We start from the raw sequence: 20,935 nt of genomic DNA on the forward strand, positions 1-20,935 counted from the left end.
ATTGCCTCTTTGACGGAGACATATGACTTTCAACCTGATGAGGTTCGTCGATCGGATCACAGCACCCTCGTCCATCAACATATTAACTGGGGTGTGGTTCGAGCGCACATCGTTAAAAGAACAGGGTTGGCACGTCAGGAGACGCGCATTGCGCCTGACCAGCACTCGTTTCTGATTAACCTGAAAGGCGGGGCACGGTCTGGTGAGGATTTCGTTGAAGGCCGTTCCGTTGGTTTCACCCCCCGCCGTCCGGGCTCCGTCGTTTTTGTACCTGCTCACCGTGAATGGAGCGGATGGGACGAGGGAGACGCCACCGGGTCGTATTTATTCGTCTCTGTCGATACCAAATTCATTGAGGAAGTCCTCGGTTCCAAGCACCTGGCAGGGTTGAAGCCAGCCATCGGGTTTCGCGACAACATGATCGAGGACTCACTTCAAAGGATCGCGGCGGAGCTCAATAATCCCGATCCAATCAGTGTTACCATGGCTGAAAGCCAAGCCGTCCAACTGTTCGTACAGTTACTCAGACTCAATGGCGTTGGTCTGGAGCCAGCCAAAGGTGGTCTCTCACCGCTCAATCTCAAGCGTATAAACGCCATCATCGAGAGCCGACCGGCGAACCCGCCGAGCCTGGAGGAGCTTGTTCGAGAAATTGGCGTAAGTCGACGGCACTTTTTTCGCGCGTTCAAGCAATCTACAGGCAAGACGCCTCATTCATACGTTGCAGAACATCGGTTGAAACGCGCAGTCGACCTCCTTCGCACTACTGATCTTTCGGCGACCGACATTGCACTGGGATGCGGATTTGCGAGTTCAAGTCACTTTACCGTTGCCTTCAAACAAGCCTTAGGCACCGGCCCGTCGGAGTTCCGCCGCCGGTGGCGCAGTTGATGCGCATGTCCAGATTTTTTGGCACGATTTTGAAAGTCCGGCACAAATGAGAAAGCATGACGGTCGGAAATTGCCGTTGATACTTGCATAGCCATTTCCGAAAGTGCCAAATGCCCCGATCCTGTTCCGTCGCAGACTATGGATCGCGTTCGTTCAACTGGTACCTCGCGAGCACGTTTGCTTCGGCCGTAGGGCGCAACGCGTACAACTTTGCTTGCGCCTGGATTCTCGTTGTTTCGGGATACGGCGTATCAGCCGTGGCGGTGTTGTTCGCATCTTTGAGCATGGCAGAACTGATCGCGAGCCCGCTCGCAGGATGGATGTCTGATCGCTACGATCGACGCGCGCTCTGTTTGATAGCCGACTTCGTTCGCTTCCTAGCCGCATTGGCTCTGGGGGCAATCATGATTGCGCCAAATTTGCATTGGGCGATCTGGTTGTCGACAATTCCGTTCGCAGCGTTCGACCGGATTGCACTTACGGCGTCTCAGTCAATGATACCATCCGTTGGCGCTGGTTTTCCGCTATCTACAGCAAACTGCATGGCGAGTTTCCTGACGCAATCAGGAAGTTTGGTGGCAGCAGCGCTCACTGGTGTCTTGCTCTACGTCTGCACCCCGACGTTTACGCTCGCAGCAATAGCCGCGGCTTTTGCGATATCTGTATGCTGCATGTCTCTCGTCCGGCGAGTACCGCTCTCCCTTCGCGATGCACGAAATACAACCGAATCGGAACTGCTTATCGACCGCCATCTGCTTCGACTCGGCGCCATTTACGCACTTCTGTACGTCGGCGGCATGTTGGTAAGCGTTATTGGCCCGAGCTTCGTGTTTGAAGAACTTAAAGGCAGCGCAATAGATTTTGGACAGCTTGAAGGCGCTTGGTCCGCTGGTTCCATTCTGGGAGCCATACTTCTTATACCGCTGGTCCGGATCATCGAGGTTCCGATCTTGCAATTGATCATCCTCGGCCTTACCGCTTTCTCGTTTGCGGCTTTGAAAATGGTGGATCTGCCGTGGGCGCTACTCGCGTTTGCTGTGCTTGGCGTACTTTACAATCTGGGCAGGGTTGCCGTTGAGGTCACGCTTCAATCAAGCGTTCCACGATCGACCTTGGGGCGGGCAAAAGGCGCTTTGCATTGTACCGGGATGTTGCTCGGTTTGGTCCTTTTCGGAATCGGGGCGGTGTTTTCCGATAAGGTGAGCCCCTCTACGATATTCCTGGTATTCGCCGGGATTCTCGCTGTGATTACAATCGCCCTGATCATTTTGCGGATCTATTGGAACCCCAAGGGCTGAACGCGAATGATGGCTTGATGATCGGCGGCACTGCGCTTGGTGTTAGCCTGGCCAACGCCTTCGAATGGCTCACCCGCTTCATTCATAAATAAGACCATCCAGTTGCCGACGAGCCAATCCGGAAAGGCGGGTTGTTCAACCAAGAATTTGAAACGGGCCTAACGCCCTTCCTTGCTGAAATATCTGGCCTCGATGTTCCTTGTGGATACCGGCGCTCTTTTTCTAGCGCCGGCCGACGTCCCGCTCTAGCTTCTCAGGCTATATTCTTGTACGCCTCGCAGACAACTCTACGAAGCATGGACAGCCCTGATGAAAATACCCGAAAAAGCTGATATGCTCTATGTTTTAATGCTACCGATTTTTGTATTTTACACAGTGCCGGTCTATATAATCTTCAACAATCCTAACGATTTTCAGGATATTAGTGCGTCGTTTACCTTAGTGACACTTGCTGCTACAGCGGCGGTGATCGTCATTGCTGCGCTGATTCTGGTGCTGTTCGTTCCTGGGAACAGAATCGGTAAGGGCGTCTTCGTCGCTCTTCGTTTCGTTTTTTTCTTTTTGCTCCTGTCAGGGTTGGTGTTGCCCTTGACCAAAGTTGCCGGCCAAATCGAGGTTGGGTTGATTCCAATCAACGCCGTCAACTTCTTCTTCGCGTTCATAGGCGCGCTGCTGCTCACCTTCTTCTCAATGGGCATTCATGCAGGAAAATTGCTGATAGCTTCGTTGGTATTCGTCGCCCTCAACACCATCGTGGGTACGGCAATTATTTTGATTAATATCGCCCCAAAGTCTGTCGACAGTATCCATATGGCATCGAGCATGAAAAACGTATTTGTTCTTAGCTTCGATGGTCTGTCTCGCGATATTTCATTGGAGGTCCTGCGCGAAAATCCCGAGTATTTGGCGGCATTCAAGGATTTCACCTTCTTCCAGAACGCGCTTAGCAGCGCACCGGCTACCATCCCTTCAATCGCTTCCGAGTTAAGCGGTATCGCCAACGTCAAAGTATTCGATACCGAAAAGAACATGAAAGACGCGATCGATCCTAATATTCTCATGACGAATCGCCTCGATCAGGGAGGCTTCGTAGTTTCGACCTACGGTCCCTATAATGAGGGATTTGAAGAAAACGAGCGGAAATATTCATATCGCACGCTGGACACCAACTTCACGCCTAGGCAGCGGATCGACCGGGTTGTGGAAATACAACAATATGCGATGGCAAGAATGCTATCGAGCTACCTTGTGTTCGAGCGCGAGAATGTGGATCCCATCATTGCCGCCATCGGATATGAAAAGACTAAGCCTCGCAGAGACAATCTCCGTTCACTGGTAGAGTATCATAAAGGTGTGGATTGGGACCGTGGCAGTCTGCTGACCATGCTCGATGTTGAGGATTATATCACCAATATCCATGTAGGCACCCAAGAGCCGGTCGCGCATTTTGTGCACTTTTTGCAAACGCATTTTCCCGTCGATTTCGATGAGACCTGCGCTTACCGAAGTGATGATGCGGAGTGGTTTCGAAATAATCAAAATCGCGTCGGTGCCACGAACGAAACGAAGTGTGCATTCTCTCAGTTTGCCCGCTTTGTCGGACGGCTTCGCGAGCTCGGCATTTATGACATGTCAATGATCATTATAAAGAGCGATCACGGACAGCCAGTCGCATACAACGATCCAGACAAGCTTGAATCGTTCAAGGTCAAGGAGCATCCCTATTGGGGTTTTGCTCGATACACCCCGCTTCTGGGGATAAAAAATTTCGCTGCCATCTCTCCCGCGCCGACGTTCGATGAACGGGTGGCAGTGCTTACTGATCTGGCGAAAACCCTGTGCTTGAACGCATTGAAGCCCACGAGCGGTTGCGACGCGTACAGCGGGTTTGATCTTCTCGACAAGGCCGTGATGCCCGCTGATTCAGGAACATATCTCTATCTCGTGAAGGACGCTTCATCGACATTCTATCTCGATTCTCAAGAAGCCATTGATTGGCCGCGGCAGCCTGATTTTTATCGCCGCCTTAATGACAAACTATCGTCATCCCTGCTCACCGCTCCATTATCGTGCAGCACTGAGATCGATCTTTCGCGGGGTAAGCCTTATAGTAACGGTCTGACCGATGGTTCGACCTGGGTTCAATGGTATGAGGGGACGTCGACATTCGTCAAGACGCGCATCCCGCATTGCGATGCCATTGGTGCATCGATAACGCTGGTCGGAACAAGCGTTGAAGGGTATTCGATTGAGATCAATGGATCGGATCGGACGCCGAGTGCCCGCATCGAAACAAACGGCAAGGTGATCACCATGAATGTCCCAATCTCTGATATCTCTGGAAAGGACCTGCTCCTATCGGTGCGGGGCCCTGTCAGGCTCGTGCCATCATCCATACAATTTGCCGGGAACACGCCTTGATGACAAGTATGTTGAAGCGGCTCTCTTCTAGGATTCCAGCAATCGCCCGACTGAGGTCCGAGAATACGGTAGCGTTGGCCGAAAACGCCCGGCTGCATGGCGTCGTCGATCAACTCCGAGCCGAAATCTCAAGAAACCAGGCCGCGCTGCAACATCTAGAAGAGTTCAAGTCCTACTATACCGAGCGCATCAAAAGCCGTTTCATTGTGGAGCTGGATTATCCCTATTCTCCGCGCGCTATGGATTTTTCCAGTCGGGCAGGGAACCCTTGGGAGCACATACTCTTTGCCAGACAGAAAGAATTCAAAGATCTGCTTGCTTCATTCTGCGATCTGACAAGCTCGCTGCATGTTATTCCCCGAGATGAGACCGATGATCCCCAACAGCCATATTGGTCAAACAGCTGGTTACCTATACTGGACGGGATTAGCATTTATGGCCTGTTGGCCAAAAATAATCCACGACTGTATCTCGAAGTGGGGTCAGGCAATTCGACCAAATTTGCCCGCAGAGCAATTCGCGATCTGCGGCTACAGACCAAGATTATTTCGATCGACCCGATGCCGAGGGCGGAGATCGACAAGATTTGCGATGAAGTCGTGCGTTCCGGCCTTCAAGATGCGGACTTATCATTGTTTGACCGGTTGGAGCCTAACGATGTTGTCTTCATCGACAATTCACATCGCAGTTTCCAAAATTCCGATGTCACTGTGTTTTTCACCCAAGTGTTACCGACGCTTTGCTCCGGTTGCATTTATGGTCTACATGACATCTTTCTCCCGAAAGACTACCCCGCGCAGTGGGCTGACCGATATTACAACGAGCAATATCTGCTCATGATGTATCTGCTTGGCGGGGGCATGAAAGACGATATCGTGCTACCGGTAGCCTATATTGCTGACCACAAAGACTTGTTATCCGCCATTGATCCAATTCTGAAGAGTGGGCCGCTAACAGGCATTCGACCTATAGGGGGAGCTTTCTGGATGAAAAAATGCTGACCAAGCTAGGCGCTCTGGTTTGCTTATATGCCACCGTTGAAGCTGGCCGGTAGATGCAGGACTTTCTGGCTCAATAAATACGAGCAGAGATGCGTGAGAGGTATTTCTTCAAAAATCGTGCACCATTGTTGTCATTCGAAAGCTTGAGAAGGCCAGCAGCCACCTCCGTCCATCGTCCGCTTTATGATTGGATTTGATGTGATTTGGAATCGCCGCTATTTCGCGGTCAAAGGGGTTCGAGTCACTCATGATACCTTTTGTTGCCCACCCTTTAGTATTTGCCCGATACGCCTCAACGTTCTTGTGAGCCGCCATGACGTTGAATTCCGCAGTTGACGTATTGCTTCTTCCAATTGTTCGGAGGAAAAGTTCAAGCAATCGGTGAATTTAAGACCAGCTCCGCGACCCAGTAACCTCTGTGACATTCGCAGAGGCTTCGTAACCTTCCATGAAGTTGAATTCATAATAGCATAGATTTCGCGGACATTCTGTCGCGTAATATCGTGATCGAAGGACAAAGACGGATGGGCTGCGATTCCATGTTTAAGACTATCACGCTCGTCGATCAGTCTGAGGATTCTCCGCAGCGAGCCGGAAGGCATGAGAAGAGGTCCAGTATCAAGCTTTTGTTCAATTCGGAGATGATTGACCCTCCACTCATGTTCGGCGTGTTCGCTCTTTGAATTAGTCAAATCAAACCATTGATAAATTCCGGTAACCACGGGGTTTGATCCAACGCCAACAACTGCCGCCACGCGCAAGATATAGTCCCAATCTTCTGTGGTGGTTAACTCCTCATCGAACCTCATATTCAATTCGTGGAACACGCCCCGGGGGAATGCCAGTGTGTTGTTCGGTGATTGATTCTGCTTGAGATGGTCAATGAAATCGAAGCTTGAAGGGAATATTTTTTGGAAGGAACTGATCGCTCGGATGCCAACGCGCCTGCCGATCGTCACCGTCTTCACCGTTTGCAGAACAGAGACGCAACGAAGCAGACAACCGTCATGTTTCTTCGATATCTTTTCAAATTCCTCTACCCAATTGCCCAATGGGATATCGTCATCGTCTTGAATCGCAATGTAGCGACCGTGAGCATTCTCGAAACCAACGTTTAGCGGATGAGTTCGATTACCTTTATAAACACGAATGAGGCGAGTTTTTTCGCGCAGCCAAATTGGAAGATCCTCTATTATGCGTTCAACTGCGATCTGTTGTTCGATTGAGAGCTTGTGGCCGACAATAATGACCTCAAAATCGCGACATGTTTGCGCCGCCAAACACGTAAAGTATTCCGTGAGGCAATGTATTCTATTGCCTTGCGTCCTGGTGACGATGGTCAAAAAGGGGCGGGATGTCTCCCGTTCTGTAACAAATGGTAGTTTCTTTATTTTCTCGCCCGGTAGACATGCCACTACGATCTGATTGACCAAATCTTGGTCGTCAACTTTCCCTCGTATGTTCTTAAAGAACGACCTTAGCATCGTGGCGTCTTGCAGAACGGGATGTTCCGGCGGAAAAAACTGATCGCTATGGTTCATTCGAACATCTTTGCGATCAATGATGTGAAGGCCCGAGTGTCGTAGTGTGTCCGTCAAAAGCTTTTCGTCGAACATGCGCACGTGGGTGTGGTCTAATAGTCCGGATTCTGTGTAGTTCAATCGACCAAGTGCTAACTTAAATCCGATGTCGCGGTGCAGCATATTCGGCACACTTACTACGACGAGGGAATTGTGGGTCTTCGCAATTTCGTATAGCGCAGAAAGTATCGCTCCGCTGTTCGTCAGATGCTCCAAAGTGTCTAACAGCGTGATAGAGCCGACGGTTCTATCGCCGATTACACTACGCAAAAAATCGGCATTTTCCTCTTCTTCGTTGGTGAGGAGAAACCGATGGGTTTCAAAGCCACGCGAATTTAATGACGCTAAGCTTCGATTGTTCGCATCGACACCAACATACGTACGCCCCAATTGAAAAGAAACTTGCTCTGCGATGCTTCCATAACCGCATCCGACGTCAAGGTGGATTGTAGTATCGCTGGGCGGCGATCTATCTACGTTTCTCTTTAGGAGTTCCAACGAATGGCCATAAACATTGTCAAAGGCGAATTCGTTTTCATATTCATGGAATGGATTGGTGATCACAGGAAGTACCTATGTTTTGCGTAGTTGCCATTTATAAACTGCGCGATTTTATGATTTGGATCTCTTTGAGCCGGCAAGGTATTCGCACTCTTGCGGTGCTCGAATTCGGTCACCGCTTTTTTTTGAAACTCATCTCCAGTAAGCAAAAAGTCTTTCACAATGTGCTCGGTCAAATCGGATCGCGACCATTTGTGTGTCAACAGCAGTGCGGCTTCTGCTGAATAATATCGCTCTGTGGATGTCGTTTGCCAGGCACCCTCGCTCGAAAGGCGTTTATCATGAAACACAACAGCGGATGGCTGGAAGATGACGCGTAGACCAAACTCGCGCACTCGCCACGAAAAGTCGACATCGTCGCAATACAGAAAAAATGTGTCTGCGTCGAAACCGCTGAGTCTTTCAAATGTGTCCCGGTGCACCATTGCACTTGCTGTGCTTGCCCATGAGGTATCTCCGGTCGCCTCGTCATAGTCTTTTGGGTGTTCGATGGGAAGCTGCTTCGCTTCTACAAAGCCAATGCTTTTGTTTGCAAAAGGAGCGATCAGATTTTCTAATAATCTCGGAGATGGGACGATGTCGGGGTTCTGCACCAGAATAAAATCTGATGTCCCGGCGACGGCCAACCTGTTGTGACCAGCAGCCGACCCAAGATTAGCTCCGAAGAAATCATAACTTATCGTGATGTTCTGAAATTTCTCCCTCAGTGCAGCGAGCTGCTCCTCGGATAAGCAGGGGTGTGGTGACGAGTCGCCATATGCAACTGACGTTTCGGTGATGCCGAATTCACGGCCGAGTTGGGCTGCTCTGTCGATACTATCAAGCGATCTAGATATCGAGTCGAATTCGTTGTTGAAGAGCACTGATTGCTGCTGGACGGATACGGGCATCTATTTTTTACCGGGTTCTACGATCAGGCGCGATATGGTTTGGCTCGCTAGCCTGCTACTCGATTGACGTTTTGGTTGGCGATGGAAGTCGCAGCATCATCCATCGGTTGGACCGATAATCGACGTTTTGGCTTCAGCTTTAGAAACTGGCTTTCGACAAGGTGCCATGAACCGATCGCGCACAGCAGAGAAAGTAAAAATGACACCACTATGAGCCAGTGGGCGGAAATCTTTCCATCAGTGAACCAATAAATTGTCTGCTGTATCGGGAAAGCATAGAGGTAAATACCGTAGGAGAAGTCTCCCGGTTTACCCCAGTTGTTAAGAATTGGGGTTGACAGCATGCCCAATGAAAGAACGAAGTAGCTGAGCACGATCCAGTTCAGTGATAGGGTCAAATGATATGAAATCGTCTTTGGCACAAAAAAATAGACGACCAGCAATGCAACGGCGACGAAAAAATTCAGCGGTATCCGAAACAAACGAATAACGGCACCGATCATGAAAAAGATCATGACCGCGGAAGCTTGAAATACATCCGTTGCATAATAGACAATTTGCGTGCCTTTGTAGCTTGGATAGTAGAAATTAAGTCCCACAAGGAGCAGCAAAAGCGTGACAAACGCATACGGTCGCAATCTGGCGCTGGCAAGTCCAATAGCAGCCACAATCATGTAACAAAGAAATTCCGGCGCAAGGCTCCACAGGGAGCCGTTGACTGCGAAAGGGATCGGATTGTGTTCGAACAAACCTGGCAAAAAATAGGTGGAGTAGAGCCAGATGTTTCGAAAGAAGTAGAGGAAATTGGGATTGCTAAAATAATCTCGTGTCGAGACGGATGTAACCATTGGACCTAGGATTACAGCCGTGAGGATGGTTACAACGACGAGCGCCGGGAAGATACGAAGACAGCGATTGGCAAAGAAAACCCACAGGGAAGGGTTTCGCTCCCAACTGTCGGTGATCAGATAGCCACTGATGGTAAAGAACGTCATCACACCTATGACAGCGACAGAACCGCCGAAAATTTGAGTTTGAAGCAGACCGGATATTGCCTGTCCGTGGCCAAATACTACTATGGTTGCTGCTACAAATCGAACAAAGTTGAGGTTGTTCTCTCGATTATGGATTGCTTCCATATTTGGTCAATGTCCAGTTTCTGAGCCCCCATATCACGCTATGGTGAAGCCAACAACCTGAATTAAACGGACGACGCCTAATACAATCGCTGACGCGGTTTGTGACATATTTGTGACAAGTAATGACGATATTGGGCGTTCAGGCAGTTAGTGAATGCATCTTCACTAATTGAAGGTTAAGGGGGCTTATCGGTTATGGAAGGACACTTGGCATGAGAAAGATCGCAAGCTTTACGGGTCTATCTTCAGCATATTTTTTGTTGATGAATGGCAGTGCATTCGCCTATTTGGATCCAGGCACCGGGAGCATGATACTTCAAGGAATCATTGGTGGTGCATTAACAGTCTCCGTGGTCGTTTCAGGATACTACTACCGATTGAAGGGTTGGCTATCGGGTCGAAAGAACGCTGGACAAGATTCGAAGGACGGCGGAGAATAAAGTGCAGCGTATAGCCGGTTCGTTTCGAGACCCGTCGGGTCATGTTTTCAATTCGAATGATAGTATTTTTCGAACCATCAATCCAACCGCCAGCAAAAATTATGAGGCCTTTCGCTCCAGTTCGGTGGTGAGCCTGCTTCAGGAAAGAGGCGATCTCATCGAATTCGAGGAAGTGCCCTCAACGGATTGGCCGGAACAGGCTGCAGGAGCGAGCTATCTTCTGCGTCACCCCAAGTTGCCATACATATCGTATCCATATGAGTGGTCTTTCAGCCAATTAAAATCCGCAGCGCTCCTGCACCTATCGATTCAGCTCAGACTTCTAAAGGATAATCTGGTCTTATCGGACGCATCAGCCTACAACGTACAATTTATCGGTCATTCCCCAATATTCATCGATATTCTCTCCATCAGAATGTACCAGGATGGAGAATATTGGGGTGCGCATCGTCAATTTTGCGAGCAATTTTTAAACCCTCTGCTATTGAGATCGTTACTAGGGGTCGCGCATAATTCTTGGTTTAGAGGTGCGCTAGAGGGTATTCCTACCGCAGATTTGGCCAAGCTGATCCCTACGCGAAAGAAGCTTTCTATCAAGCTTTTTATGCATGTTCTCATGCAGGCCAAGTTTGAACAGAGGGCAATCCAAAACCCTGATACGGCACTAGCAGAAGTTAAAAGCGGGCGAAAATTGAATAAAGCTGGTTACCAAGGCCTACTCCAGCAAATGCACAATTGGATATCGCGCCTTGAGCCAGCAGGGAGCAAAAATACTGTATGGGGAACATACGCCAACGCTAATACTTATTCGAGCGACGAATCTCAAAAAAAACGGGAAATTATTGCCGAGTTTGCAGAAAAGCATCGACCAAACATGCTGGTCGATGTTGGGTGTAATTCTGGCGATTTCTCTATTGCTGCGATTAAAGGTGGCGCTAAGTATGTTGTTGGTTTTGATTTTGATCAAACCGCTTTGGAAGTTGCGTTTGCGCGTTCGCGTTCCGATGCACTTCCATATTTGCCCCTTTGGTTAGACGCATCGAATCCTAGTCCTTCCCAAGGTTGGCTGCAAACTGAGCGTCAGGGTTTTGGTAAACGCACTCGTGCTGACGCGATGATCGCTTTGGCGTTTGAACATCATTTGGCCATAGCAAAGAATGTGCCTCTGGATCAAGTTTTGTCGTGGCTCACGAGTATGGCTCCGGTAGGGATTATTGAATTTGTTCCCAAGGAAGACCCTACGGTTAGGAAGATGCTCAGTCTAAGAGAAGATATTTTTCCGGACTACACGGTTGATGAGTTCGATAACCAGCTTAGCAGAGTTAGTAAAATTACAGATAGGAAAGTCATATCGTCTTCTGGGCGCACCCTGTTTTTCTATGATAGAACAGTATTGCAGTAATATCAGGCGATTGAATTGTTATCTCAAAAAACCAGACTAAGTTACAGCCTGAATTATGAAGAGTTCTGGCTGGTCTTCGTGAGTTCAAGCCTATTTATAATTTATTGCTTAGTATTTGAGCTTACGAAACTCTCCCCTCTGGCGAGTTCTAGTATAGGCGATATCTTATACTCCGGCATCATATCATTTGGGATCGCATCCTTCGCGTCCCTTGCCGTGCTAGTTTTAACAACCATTGCATCTACGGAAAAGAAATTGCTAGGGGTCATACAGTGGCTGCCAAAGGCGATGTCATTTGCAATAGTTTTTGTCTCATCAATGGTAGTTATCGAGAATTTTTCCTACAATATGTTCGGGATCGGTTTAAAGTCTGGGGAAGAAGTTTGGCTTAAGGTTCTAACAGTTGTACTTTGTTCGTTTATAGCTATCGCAGTTTTTCCAATGGTTTCATCGTTGGCATCACGTGCTGCGCACTTGGGTGTTGTAACGCTGGTTATCGCTGTTGGATTGATCGTCCCATTGGTCGCGCATCAGGCAAGCAATGTGGACCCAGCATTGTCTCCTTCGAAGGACGCAACACCCATTAACGTATTGGTGTTGTCCTCAGACGGCATTAATGCTTCCCAAATGGGCGTGTATGGATATCGATCTGATACGACGCCTTTCTTAACCAAACATAGATCGGAATTTTCTGTTTACCAAAACGCTTATACGAACAATGGTAATACTACGGGTTCCATAGTCGCATTGCTCAATGGAATTTCCCCGGTCACAACCGGAGTTGTGTATCCTCCTGATGTATTGCCAGAGGAGTATGCTAGGAAAACTTTGCCTTATCTTTTGGGGAAGGTCGGTTTCTATCGTGTAAATCTTGCGGTGCCACATTTCGCGGACGCGGAAGACCAAAATTTGTCTAACGCGTTCGAAGAAAATAATGGCAGCAACCAACTGTTTGTTAACCTGGTAAATTCGGTTCTGGGAGACGGCGTGCAATCATGGTTTATTTCGCATTCCCTCGACAACGCAATTCAGCTTCTGAAAGACGCTTTTTTCGTTGAAGAATATCAGAATCCCATGGCCCAGATAGAGGGCCGTGGGGACACCCTCACGGATGAAAAACGGTTGCAATCTGTCCTCGATACTATTGCGACTCGTAAGTTGTTTTTTATTAATACCCATTTCATGAATACTCATGGACCAATGTTTTCACCGAAGCATCGAGTTGCATCTGCCGGGAAGACTCAAGAGATTCCGTTTCAGGCAGAATTCTACGACGATGCGATCCGCGATTTCGATTCGACCATAGAAAGAATTTATCTTGAACTCACTGACCGTAACATACTGGAGCACACTATAGTCATTGTGACCTCAGATCATGGTCAGCAGTACAACCCTCGTCGACGCGTCCCTCTATTGATTCGCTTTCCCAACAAGAAGCATGTCGGTGACGAATTTGGTACGGCCGAACGTATTGACATTGCGCCCACAATTTTGGCGTCCATGGGTTATCAGAAACCAATCTGGATGGAGGGCGCAGACCTAACAGATCCCACAACATTCAATGCACGCAAGATCGTTTTAGCCCCTAGTGTATCGCAGTCAGAGCACACTGAGGATGGTTGGGTAAGAGCAAATAGTCTGCCCGATAGCGTTGGTAGAAATTATGTGACTGGCTTGGTGTGTAATCGATACGTCGTGTTTGGAGCTCAAAAAAGCTTGGGGGCGCGTATGGGAATACTGAAAAATCCGCGGCCGGCTTGCACCATTTCTGAACAGGAGGCAGACGAGCTAGTTTCCGCTGCTTTGAGACGTGCCTTGGCGCGCGGTAAGAACAGAATTGATGTGCGATGGTGAATTTTTGTCACCGAATAGAGCGCTTTGAGATCTTTTGGTTATTCCAGGGGGTGAGCAGCTAGGCGCGAGCCCGCTCCATCCGGACGTCTCATAACTGGATCGATTGACACGACATCCTGAAAGTGTGAAACCGAGCCAGGCGTCTTAGCTTAGTGGGATCAAATTTGTGAAATACCTTGTTACTGGTGGTGCCGGCTATGTTGGTCAACATGTAGTGCAGGCTTTAATTGACAGAGGCAACGAGGTTGTCGTCGTAAGTCGTAGTGCCGGAGCCTTACCAGATGGGGCGACATTCTTGAAATTAGATGTTCTAGAGTCTGACGAAGCGATTTACGAGCTATCAGGGCGTCCAGATGTTTTGATACATCTCGCATGGGAAGATGGGTTCAACCATGCGAGCTATAAGCATCTTGAGAACCTTCCAAAGCACGTCACGTTTTTGAGAAATATGCTCTCGGCGGGGCTAAAGCATATCGTGGGCGTAGGTACGATGCATGAGATTGGATACCACGTTGGACCAGTCTTCGAAACGACCCCGACCTTTCCACAACATGCTTACGGTATCGCGAAAAACCACCTGAGGCTAGTGCAATCCCTTCTCTGCCGCGAATTTCATGCCATCGATCACTGGATACGTTGTTATTATATTTATGGCGATGACGTCTTGAATAATTCAATTTTCACAAAATTGTTGAAGGCGGAAGCTGAAGGCAAAACGGAGTTTCCGCTCAATACAGGGGAATTGCTCTACGACTTTACTCCCGTGGATGAACTTGGGGCAATGATAGCCGACGTGGCGCAACAGCGTGAGATTTCGGGGATCATCAATTGCTGTTCCGGCGAACCGATCTCCCTAAAGACTATGGTTCTTCGATTCATAGCAGAAAACAAACTCAAGATAGAACCCGTTTGGGGAGCGTTCCCTTTGAGACCATACGATTCTCGTGCAATATGGGGTGATACTTCAAAGCTCAACTCCCTCAGAGCCCGGGGTTCGACCAGCAACATTTTGCGATGAAGATTGCGCTACTCATTCCCCTGAATAGGATCTGAATATTATTTGTAGGGTTTGCAAAAAGCTTCAATCAAGCCGGGGCTTTTTTTGTTTGGTTCGGCTCCGTGCATAACTACCCAAAAAGCGAGCCTTGCTCTCGTTTGACACCTAAAATCGCGGAAAAATATTGTCGGTCTTTCATCGTTTTACGAGCCACTAGGATGGCAGCGACTGTGAAACCAGCAAAAGGGGCAGATGCCCCCCAGTTGCCGATAGAGGTATGGTAAAATGCTACTACGAAATTTGCTACCACCGCAAATGCCAGAACGATGATCCACCAGATTTTTAACTACCGAGCCATGCTGTGCCCGCCGCCGCGGCTTGGCGGCTTGCTCTTGTGCCACCGGAAGGACTTGCCCGTCGGCGGCCCACGTTCCGGCTCGTCAACTTAGTTTCCAGCCTCCTTGGCCGCCTAGATGAATGTAAAGCGCGCCGATCCTGGGGAGAAGTTCTCTTCAAGGCACTTCAGCGGCGCACGCTTGGTGGCCGTCAGTATCTCGCTTTCTCGATCGGCCAATCGGTGATAATCATTTCTGCGGCTTGAAGTGTCGAGGTTACGACGCGCATCCGGCCGAGATGGCTTGTCATGTGCGAACAAACATCCACGTTGTGGCGCGCGACGGCTCCAATTTCGTATGATTGTGGGCTATTCCGCAGGAACAGAAAGCAAGCCAAACTTCGACGGAGCAGCTGCAGATCGTGCCTACGGTGCTCAGGCTAGAGGTAACTCCGATTATACAATCCGAAGAAGTCGCCGTGAATGAAAGGCAGACAAATGCAGCAGCCATGATGAGAGCGCTCAATTTCCTCTATCTTTTTTTCAGACGGTTTTGGATCGTTCCTGGTGCCTAACGCGCTTTACACGATAGCTCCATTGGTCTAGCTGCTAAGGAATATTTTTCCGATTTGGCGGGAGCGGGATGGGTACGAACTACGCAGTTAAGGCTTTTCGAGTTTATAGAGACAGGGGAGCACAGGGCCTAGTTGCTCATTCCCTGCGATATGTCGCCTTCCGGATTGAAACGTTCAAGTTTCCAGTTCCCGATTGGCTCAAATCGGTACCAAGTGTAGCGTCGCAAGTTCGACAAGCTGGATCACTGAATGAGATTGGCGCTGTGCTTGCAAGGACGATACCAGACAATGTCAATCGGTCCGTTGCAATCCCCCTTAGTTCTATAAATGCTTCAGTTTTTGACCGCGTAGCCGTGGTAATTCACATCTTTTATCCTGAAATAACGGCGGACATTGCGAGACACTTGGCAAATCTACCAGTCCCGTATGGCCTGTTCATCACGACAGACAGTGAAGAAAAGAAATCGGCTATTCTCGATCGACTTGCTGGCCTTGACCTATCTCCGCTGGAAACCGAGATAAGAATTGCGCCCAATAGGGGCCGCGACGTTGCCCCTAAATACATAGCCTACAGAGATGTCTATGACCGCTATCCAGCGTACTTGCACCTCCATTCAAAACAATCCCTCCACGCTGCAGGCAAATACGCATCTTGGCGGGATTATTTGATCTCGTCGTTGATCGGGAGCAGAGAAATCGCTGCGAGCAACCTGTCTCTCCTATCGAGAGAGAATGTAGGGGTGGTGTACCCCGAACATGCTGATTTCATAAAGGGCGTGATTAATTGGGGTTATGATTTTCCGATCGCTCGGGAGTTGCTGGCACGTATCGGGGTCAATCTTGATGCTTATAGCACGCTCGAGTTCCCTTCTGGTTCTATGTACTGGGGTAGATCGGCGGCGATAAAAAAACTACTGGACCTTAACTTGGACTACCATGATTTCCCGGAGGAAGCTGGTCAAGTCGATGGCACCTTGGCTCACGCAATCGAAAGGTCGCTCTTGTATTTCGTGGAGAAGTCCGGTCACACTTGGATCCGGGTCAATGCGTTTGGAAAACGGACCAAATCAAAAAGTGAACCCGACAGTAAGCTTGGCTTATTCGAACCATTGATCACATCCAACCAGGAATATGTGACATTGGTGCAGAAGACGAATTACGAGACGGTCAGAATTACGGCTGCTCCAAAGTATGAGGGTAGGCGACGCTTGAACCTGATAGTACCGACCATTGAATCTGCGCACATCTTCGGTGGGATCGATACCGCTTTGAAGATTTTTTGCCAAATTGCGGATGCTTCAAAGGAGGACACAGACTTCAGAATTATCGTGAGCGACATATCCGTGAGCGAGGCCGTTCCGGATGCATTGCAGAGCTATGAAATTCAAAACATTGGGGATGAGACCCGTAAACAATACGCCATCGTTGATGCTACTGACAGATTGCTCAATCATTTGGAAGTGACGAAGAACGACATATTCTTAGCGACGGCGTGGTGGACCGCCTTAAACGCTTATAGACTCCAAGATGCGCAGAAAATGTTGTTCGGGCAAGCTCCGAAGGTGATCTATCTTATCCAGGACTATGAGCCTGGATTTTATGGCTGGTCTACAAAATATGCCCTCGCAGACTCAACGTATCACCGACACGACGACACGTTTGCCATATTCAATTCCGAAGAGTTGGATAATTTCTTCGCGAAATATTACAATCACATTAATAAGCGCGTACTGAAGTATGAGGTAAACAAAAAAATTGATAACGCGCTTTCGTTAATTACCCGGGAAAAGATAATCCTATTTTATTCTCGACCGTCTGCCATCCGGAATTGCTTCGAAGCCGGTATCGATGGCCTTGGGCTGTGGGCTAGGCGAAATCCAATCAAAGCTGCGGAGTGGAAAATTTACTGCATTGGAGAGCATTTTTATGTGCACCAGTTGGGGAATTTGAATAATGCCATCATCACGGGAAAGATGCCTCTGCCGATGTATGCCGAGCTCCTAAGCAAAGCTTCCGTTGGCTTATCTTTGATGATCTCCCCACACCCTAGTTATCCACCCCTCGAAATGGCTTACGCGGGCATTCACACGATAACAAACCTTTATGAGTGCAAAGACCTATCGAAACGAAGCCCTCTCCTTGAAAGTTTGGACGAGGTAACGCCGGAAAGCATTGCAATTGCCCTCGAACGCGCTGTCGACAAGGCCGAACAGAACATTGGCAATATCGGTTCTATACGCTGCCCGATTGCGGATATTGAGTCGAAAACCGAAGCATTCTCTCCGACCGCGATCTGGCAGCACGTAGAGAATTAAGAAAACGCCATGACCGCCGTGAACTGCATATCATTTTCTGGCGTGTCGTTAAGCGTGATGATCTTTAGCGCCACTTCGTTGGCAGCGTTGAGGCCCAGGACTATCTCCTCATAGCTCTTGGGAGTGAACTGCCAACGATGCACGTCGACGTACCCGCCGCGTGCCATATCGTATTCGTGGATTGCACCCAAAGCTCTGCCGGCTATTGACTCCTTCCAGCCGCTATCGACGTGGTCGCCAGCCCAGTGCCGATAGGCTTCATTATGCGTTGTCAGTGCGCGATGCTCAATAACCTTGAGAAGAGGATGTCTGGTGTGCCCTTTACTCTCTAGGACCGCCTGAAGGCTAGACGGATCAATGAAATGGTCAAAGCAATAGCGCTTGTCCGGGATTACAAGGTAGTATTTCCCGCCCGGCTCCAAGAGCCGCTCCACCTGATTAAAATGGCGAATGAGATCGGGTTGATGTTCAATACAATGGCAACTTATAACAGCAGAGAACTTCGCATCGATGACGCTCAAATCTCCGTCGTTTGCGACATAGTTGATCGTCGGAATCGTGTCAGGATCGTAACCAACACGTTTGGCGCGTTCTCGGAGTTCATCTGTCGTCATCACGTCAAAATAAGATACATTTTCCCCGCGAACGCACGGGTTGTTGAAAGGCCCAATCTCTAGAACTGATCGTTCCAGTTGTGGGATAGTCGCAAAGGACTGTCGTGTTACAAAACTAAGTTGCGACTTTCTCTTAAAAATGGACTTCAATGCGGCATCTCCTCTTGCAGAGTCCTATACACAAAGATGGAAATGCCGACAATTAAGATTCGGCTCGGGAGATTTCAAAACCAGATGGGCGCCTTCGCAACGCGAAAAGGGCCGGCCGGAGCGTTCTCCGTCTTCGAATCCAGCTATTCAGCCAATTAAACCACAGCCACGAAGTCTCGTAAAAATAGTAGACTATGTATCCAACAATGCAGACCATCCAGAGCATCCACAGTACCACACGGTCCAGCGGATTCTTTTGGGCAGCACGGCTTCAAAGGCAGAAAATACCGCGCCACCTCTGCGTCAACTTTGGCTTTCATAGACACCCTTCTCGCCTGGGTCTGGGATACTTCCTGAGATGGCGTGGGAGTATCTGGAAGTCCTCTTGTTCTAATTTAATGCCATGCCAATTCAACCACATATGGCCCGCAGCGAAGATGGTTCCATCAAACCCTTGGCAGATTTGCAGATCCATATAAGGCTCGTATATTGCGTCGATTGAATTGTCGGCAATCTTGACGCGCTTAAAATCCTTCGACTGAACGAAGACGCATTGGCATAGGTCGCGGCTACCAGTTCGTAGCCTTTGGACTTCCCTAGCTCGATAAAGGCCAGCAACGATGCGTCTAGGATCGGCATCTTGTACAAAATAGAGATCGTTCGAAGCGCTCGGGTTGAACTCAACCACAATGAGGCGAGGCTGGTCGTTCTTTAGCCCATTCCAGACGTGCCAATCGTTACCGTCAATATCGATAGACAAGAACATCGAAATCCATGGGGATGGGTGTTCTGCCGAGAATGTTGTCGAGGCTATGCTCGCCTTCCCAACCAACGAAAGCATTCTCAACGAACACTTCTCCTTTCCGACTCTTGTGGGTGCCGGCCAGGCGATCCGCTCGGGTCGTCTCACCCTCGACGAGGACCGCATTCCAGCCCTTATTATTGATTAAGTTCCAAGTGTTTGACAGGTACTTTCCATCCCACGCGCCAAATTCAACGCACCACTTATTCTTGGTGCCGATCAGGTCAAGGATCTTCGCAATTATGCCGTCCTCTCCGTATTGAGACGTTACATCTGATGCAAATTCACGCAGATACGTACTCTTTGGATTGGTGCGCTTGTTACGGCGGATTTCAATTACTGGCATTGGAAAATCTCAGTTGGCGGGGATGGCGTTTGTTTCACCCGTCGATTCCAACGTCAAGCGATAGCCGCTAAAATACCCCAAGGCCACCCATGAACCTCCGCCGGACATGCCAGCGTCTGCTTTGGCACGTCCCGCGTCAGCATGGGGGCGGGGTAAGATCAGGCTGGCACGGCCATCCTCGCCTAGATGGTTGTTGGCCGCGCTTTTACTCCCCGAAATCGCGGTTATTGCGGTGTATCGTAACCAGTGACAATGCTTCGATCGAGCCCGCCTCCCGCTATAACACGGTCAGGACTGCGCCCCGGCTTGAGCATTAGAGCTCGCCGCTCGATGAGGTGCCATGAGCACCAGGCGAGTGCCAGCGACAGAACCGTAGTGAGAAAACACAGAACCCCGAAACTCAGGTCATTTCGAGCGAAATAGATCAGAGATTGTTGAACTGGGAACGCATAAAGATACATGCCATATGAAAAATCCCCGAAGCGCCCCCATTTGCTTAGCAGGGGAGCGGCGTGAAGGCAAAAAGTCAAGGTGATATACGGGACGGTCAGCCACGTGCAGAAGGCGAGCAGCTGCGGCCACCCATATTCTACCAGGGCCGTTGCGCAAGCCATGATCACCGCGATATCGATGCGCAACGATATTCGATCTTTCACCAGACGGAATATCGATCCAACGAAAAAGAATGGCATGATCGACGCGGCAGAGGCCGCGCCCGTATCCAGAATGACGATCTGCGGCCCATCGTAGAAGTGGGAGAAGTAGACATCCGCTCCGCAAACCATCACAGTCGCGAGCATGGTGAAACGGAAGAGACGCCGTCCGCTTATCACTGCAAGAGCGGCAACCGAGCAGTAGCAGAAGAATTCAACCGGGAGCGTCCAAAGTGAGCCATTAACCGCGTACCTATAAGTGTTTTGCTCGAATACGCCGGGAAGAGAGTATCTCGGCAGAAGAGCGATGTTCTTGAAAAATTCGGCAAAACCAGGGCTGAAAAAGTAGTCTTCTATTGGAAGTGAAGTCACAATCGGTCCAATAAGGCATGCGCATATTATGACGCAAACGATCAATGCCGGGAATATGCGCAAGCTCCGCTTCAAAAAAAACGGTACGAGCCTCGGATCCCGTAGCCAGCTTTCAGTGATCAGATATCCGCTGAGGACAAAAAAAATCATAACGCCCATTTCGGAGATTGCCACGCCCCACATCGACGTTATTGGCAGACCGAGCAGAGCCGCGCTGTGCCCCCATATGACAAGGAAGGCCGCCAGAAACCTGACGAAATCGAAATTGTTAGCCCTTTGATCGACCGTTGACATCTCGCG

15 protein-coding genes are annotated in these 20,935 nt (G+C 49.3%); 9 read left to right on the top strand and 6 right to left on the bottom strand.

Translation table 11 applies throughout. The features are described 5' to 3' along the window. Nucleotides 1-9: 9 nt before the first annotated feature. From C7476_RS21440 to C7476_RS21455, 4 genes are all read left to right on the top strand, one after another. On the top strand, nt 10-891 hold the full coding sequence (locus C7476_RS21440; RefSeq protein WP_245426464.1) for an AraC family transcriptional regulator: 882 nt from the start codon (nt 10-12) through the stop codon (nt 889-891). Nucleotides 892-1,001: 110 nt separating this feature from the next. Next, the gene (locus C7476_RS21445) at nt 1,002-2,189 is read left to right on the top strand and encodes an MFS transporter (RefSeq protein WP_114431882.1); all 1,188 of its coding nucleotides are present in this window, start codon (nt 1,002-1,004) and stop codon (nt 2,187-2,189) included. Nucleotides 2,190-2,498: 309 nt separating this feature from the next. Further along, on the top strand, nt 2,499-4,610 hold the full coding sequence (locus C7476_RS21450) for a sulfatase-like hydrolase/transferase (RefSeq protein ID WP_114431883.1): 2,112 nt from the start codon (nt 2,499-2,501) through the stop codon (nt 4,608-4,610). Nucleotides 4,611-4,684: 74 nt separating this feature from the next. Beyond that, nucleotides 4,685-5,611, top strand: a complete 927-nt coding sequence (locus tag C7476_RS21455; protein ID WP_245426466.1) for a class I SAM-dependent methyltransferase — start codon at nt 4,685-4,687, stop codon at nt 5,609-5,611. 245 nt (nt 5,612-5,856) lie between these two features. Here the strand turns inward: C7476_RS21455 and C7476_RS21460 are convergent, their stop codons facing one another. Genes C7476_RS21460 through C7476_RS21470 form a run of 3 tightly spaced genes read right to left on the bottom strand, consistent with a single transcriptional unit; the run spans nt 5,857 to nt 9,781 of the window. After that, nucleotides 5,857-7,755 carry a methyltransferase domain-containing protein gene (locus C7476_RS21460; protein ID WP_114431884.1) on the bottom strand — a complete coding sequence of 633 codons (1,899 nt, stop codon included), beginning with the start codon at nt 7,753-7,755 and terminating at the stop codon, nt 5,857-5,859. After that, nucleotides 7,752-8,642 (bottom strand): glycosyltransferase family protein, encoded by an 891-nt coding sequence (locus tag C7476_RS21465; RefSeq protein WP_114431885.1) that lies wholly within the window; start codon nt 8,640-8,642, stop codon nt 7,752-7,754. The genes C7476_RS21460 and C7476_RS21465 overlap by 4 nt, the downstream gene beginning before the upstream one ends. Nucleotides 8,643-8,689: 47 nt before the next feature. Then, the gene (locus C7476_RS21470; protein ID WP_114431886.1) at nt 8,690-9,781 is read right to left on the bottom strand and encodes an acyltransferase family protein; all 1,092 of its coding nucleotides are present in this window, start codon (nt 9,779-9,781) and stop codon (nt 8,690-8,692) included. A 212-nt stretch (nt 9,782-9,993) separates the two neighbouring features. Here C7476_RS21470 and C7476_RS21475 point away from each other — a divergent pair, with 212 nt between their 5' ends. The 5 genes from C7476_RS21475 (at nt 9,994) to C7476_RS21500 (ending at nt 17,698) form a co-directional block, all read left to right on the top strand. Continuing rightward, the gene (locus C7476_RS21475; RefSeq protein ID WP_114431887.1) at nt 9,994-10,221 is read left to right on the top strand and encodes a hypothetical protein; all 228 of its coding nucleotides are present in this window, start codon (nt 9,994-9,996) and stop codon (nt 10,219-10,221) included. Nucleotide 10,222: 1 nt separating this feature from the next. Next, the gene (locus C7476_RS21480; RefSeq protein WP_114431888.1) at nt 10,223-11,623 is read left to right on the top strand and encodes a 50S ribosomal protein L11 methyltransferase; all 1,401 of its coding nucleotides are present in this window, start codon (nt 10,223-10,225) and stop codon (nt 11,621-11,623) included. Nucleotides 11,624-11,638: 15 nt separating this feature from the next. Next, nucleotides 11,639-13,477 carry a sulfatase-like hydrolase/transferase gene (locus C7476_RS21485; protein ID WP_114431889.1) on the top strand — a complete coding sequence of 613 codons (1,839 nt, stop codon included), beginning with the start codon at nt 11,639-11,641 and terminating at the stop codon, nt 13,475-13,477. A gap of 166 nt (nt 13,478-13,643) precedes the next feature. Continuing rightward, a complete protein-coding gene (locus tag C7476_RS21490) occupies nt 13,644-14,495 on the top strand; it encodes an NAD-dependent epimerase/dehydratase family protein (RefSeq protein WP_181872547.1) in 852 nt (283 codons plus the stop codon). Nucleotides 14,496-15,451: 956 nt separating this feature from the next. Further along, on the top strand, nt 15,452-17,698 hold the full coding sequence (locus C7476_RS21500) for a rhamnosyltransferase WsaF family glycosyltransferase (RefSeq protein WP_114431892.1): 2,247 nt from the start codon (nt 15,452-15,454) through the stop codon (nt 17,696-17,698). Here C7476_RS21500 and C7476_RS21505 read toward each other — a convergent pair. The 3 genes from C7476_RS21505 to C7476_RS21520 form a co-directional block, all read right to left on the bottom strand. Then, a complete protein-coding gene (locus tag C7476_RS21505) occupies nt 17,695-18,462 on the bottom strand; it encodes a class I SAM-dependent methyltransferase (RefSeq protein ID WP_147274704.1) in 768 nt (255 codons plus the stop codon). The two genes, C7476_RS21500 and C7476_RS21505, sit on opposite strands and share 4 nt — an antisense overlap. Before the next feature lie 743 nt (nt 18,463-19,205). Further along, complete coding sequence (locus tag C7476_RS21515; RefSeq protein ID WP_114431895.1) at nt 19,206-19,610, bottom strand: hypothetical protein; 405 nt, start codon at nt 19,608-19,610, stop codon at nt 19,206-19,208. 224 nt (nt 19,611-19,834) lie between these two features. Further along, nucleotides 19,835-20,929 carry an acyltransferase family protein gene (locus C7476_RS21520; RefSeq protein ID WP_114431896.1) on the bottom strand — a complete coding sequence of 365 codons (1,095 nt, stop codon included), beginning with the start codon at nt 20,927-20,929 and terminating at the stop codon, nt 19,835-19,837. Nucleotides 20,930-20,935 lie beyond the last annotated feature (6 nt).

The sequence above is a fragment of the Phyllobacterium bourgognense genome (assembly GCF_003337575.1).
Classification (GTDB): domain Bacteria; phylum Pseudomonadota; class Alphaproteobacteria; order Rhizobiales; family Rhizobiaceae; genus Phyllobacterium; species Phyllobacterium bourgognense.

Coding starts and splice junctions, on each gene's coding strand:
- C7476_RS21445 (WP_114431882.1), top strand. CDS start 1,002: ATGCCCCGATCCTGTTCCGTCGCAGACTATGGATCGCGTTCGTTCAAC.
- C7476_RS21450 (WP_114431883.1), top strand. CDS start 2,499: ATGAAAATACCCGAAAAAGCTGATATGCTCTATGTTTTAATGCTACCG.
- C7476_RS21465 (WP_114431885.1), bottom strand. CDS start 8,642: ATGCCCGTATCCGTCCAGCAGCAATCAGTGCTCTTCAACAACGAATTC.
- C7476_RS21470 (WP_114431886.1), bottom strand. CDS start 9,781: ATGGAAGCAATCCATAATCGAGAGAACAACCTCAACTTTGTTCGATTT.
- C7476_RS21475 (WP_114431887.1), top strand. CDS start 9,994: ATGAGAAAGATCGCAAGCTTTACGGGTCTATCTTCAGCATATTTTTTG.
- C7476_RS21500 (WP_114431892.1), top strand. CDS start 15,452: ATGGGTACGAACTACGCAGTTAAGGCTTTTCGAGTTTATAGAGACAGG.
- C7476_RS21515 (WP_114431895.1), bottom strand. CDS start 19,610: ATGCCAGTAATTGAAATCCGCCGTAACAAGCGCACCAATCCAAAGAGT.
- C7476_RS21520 (WP_114431896.1), bottom strand. CDS start 20,929: ATGTCAACGGTCGATCAAAGGGCTAACAATTTCGATTTCGTCAGGTTT.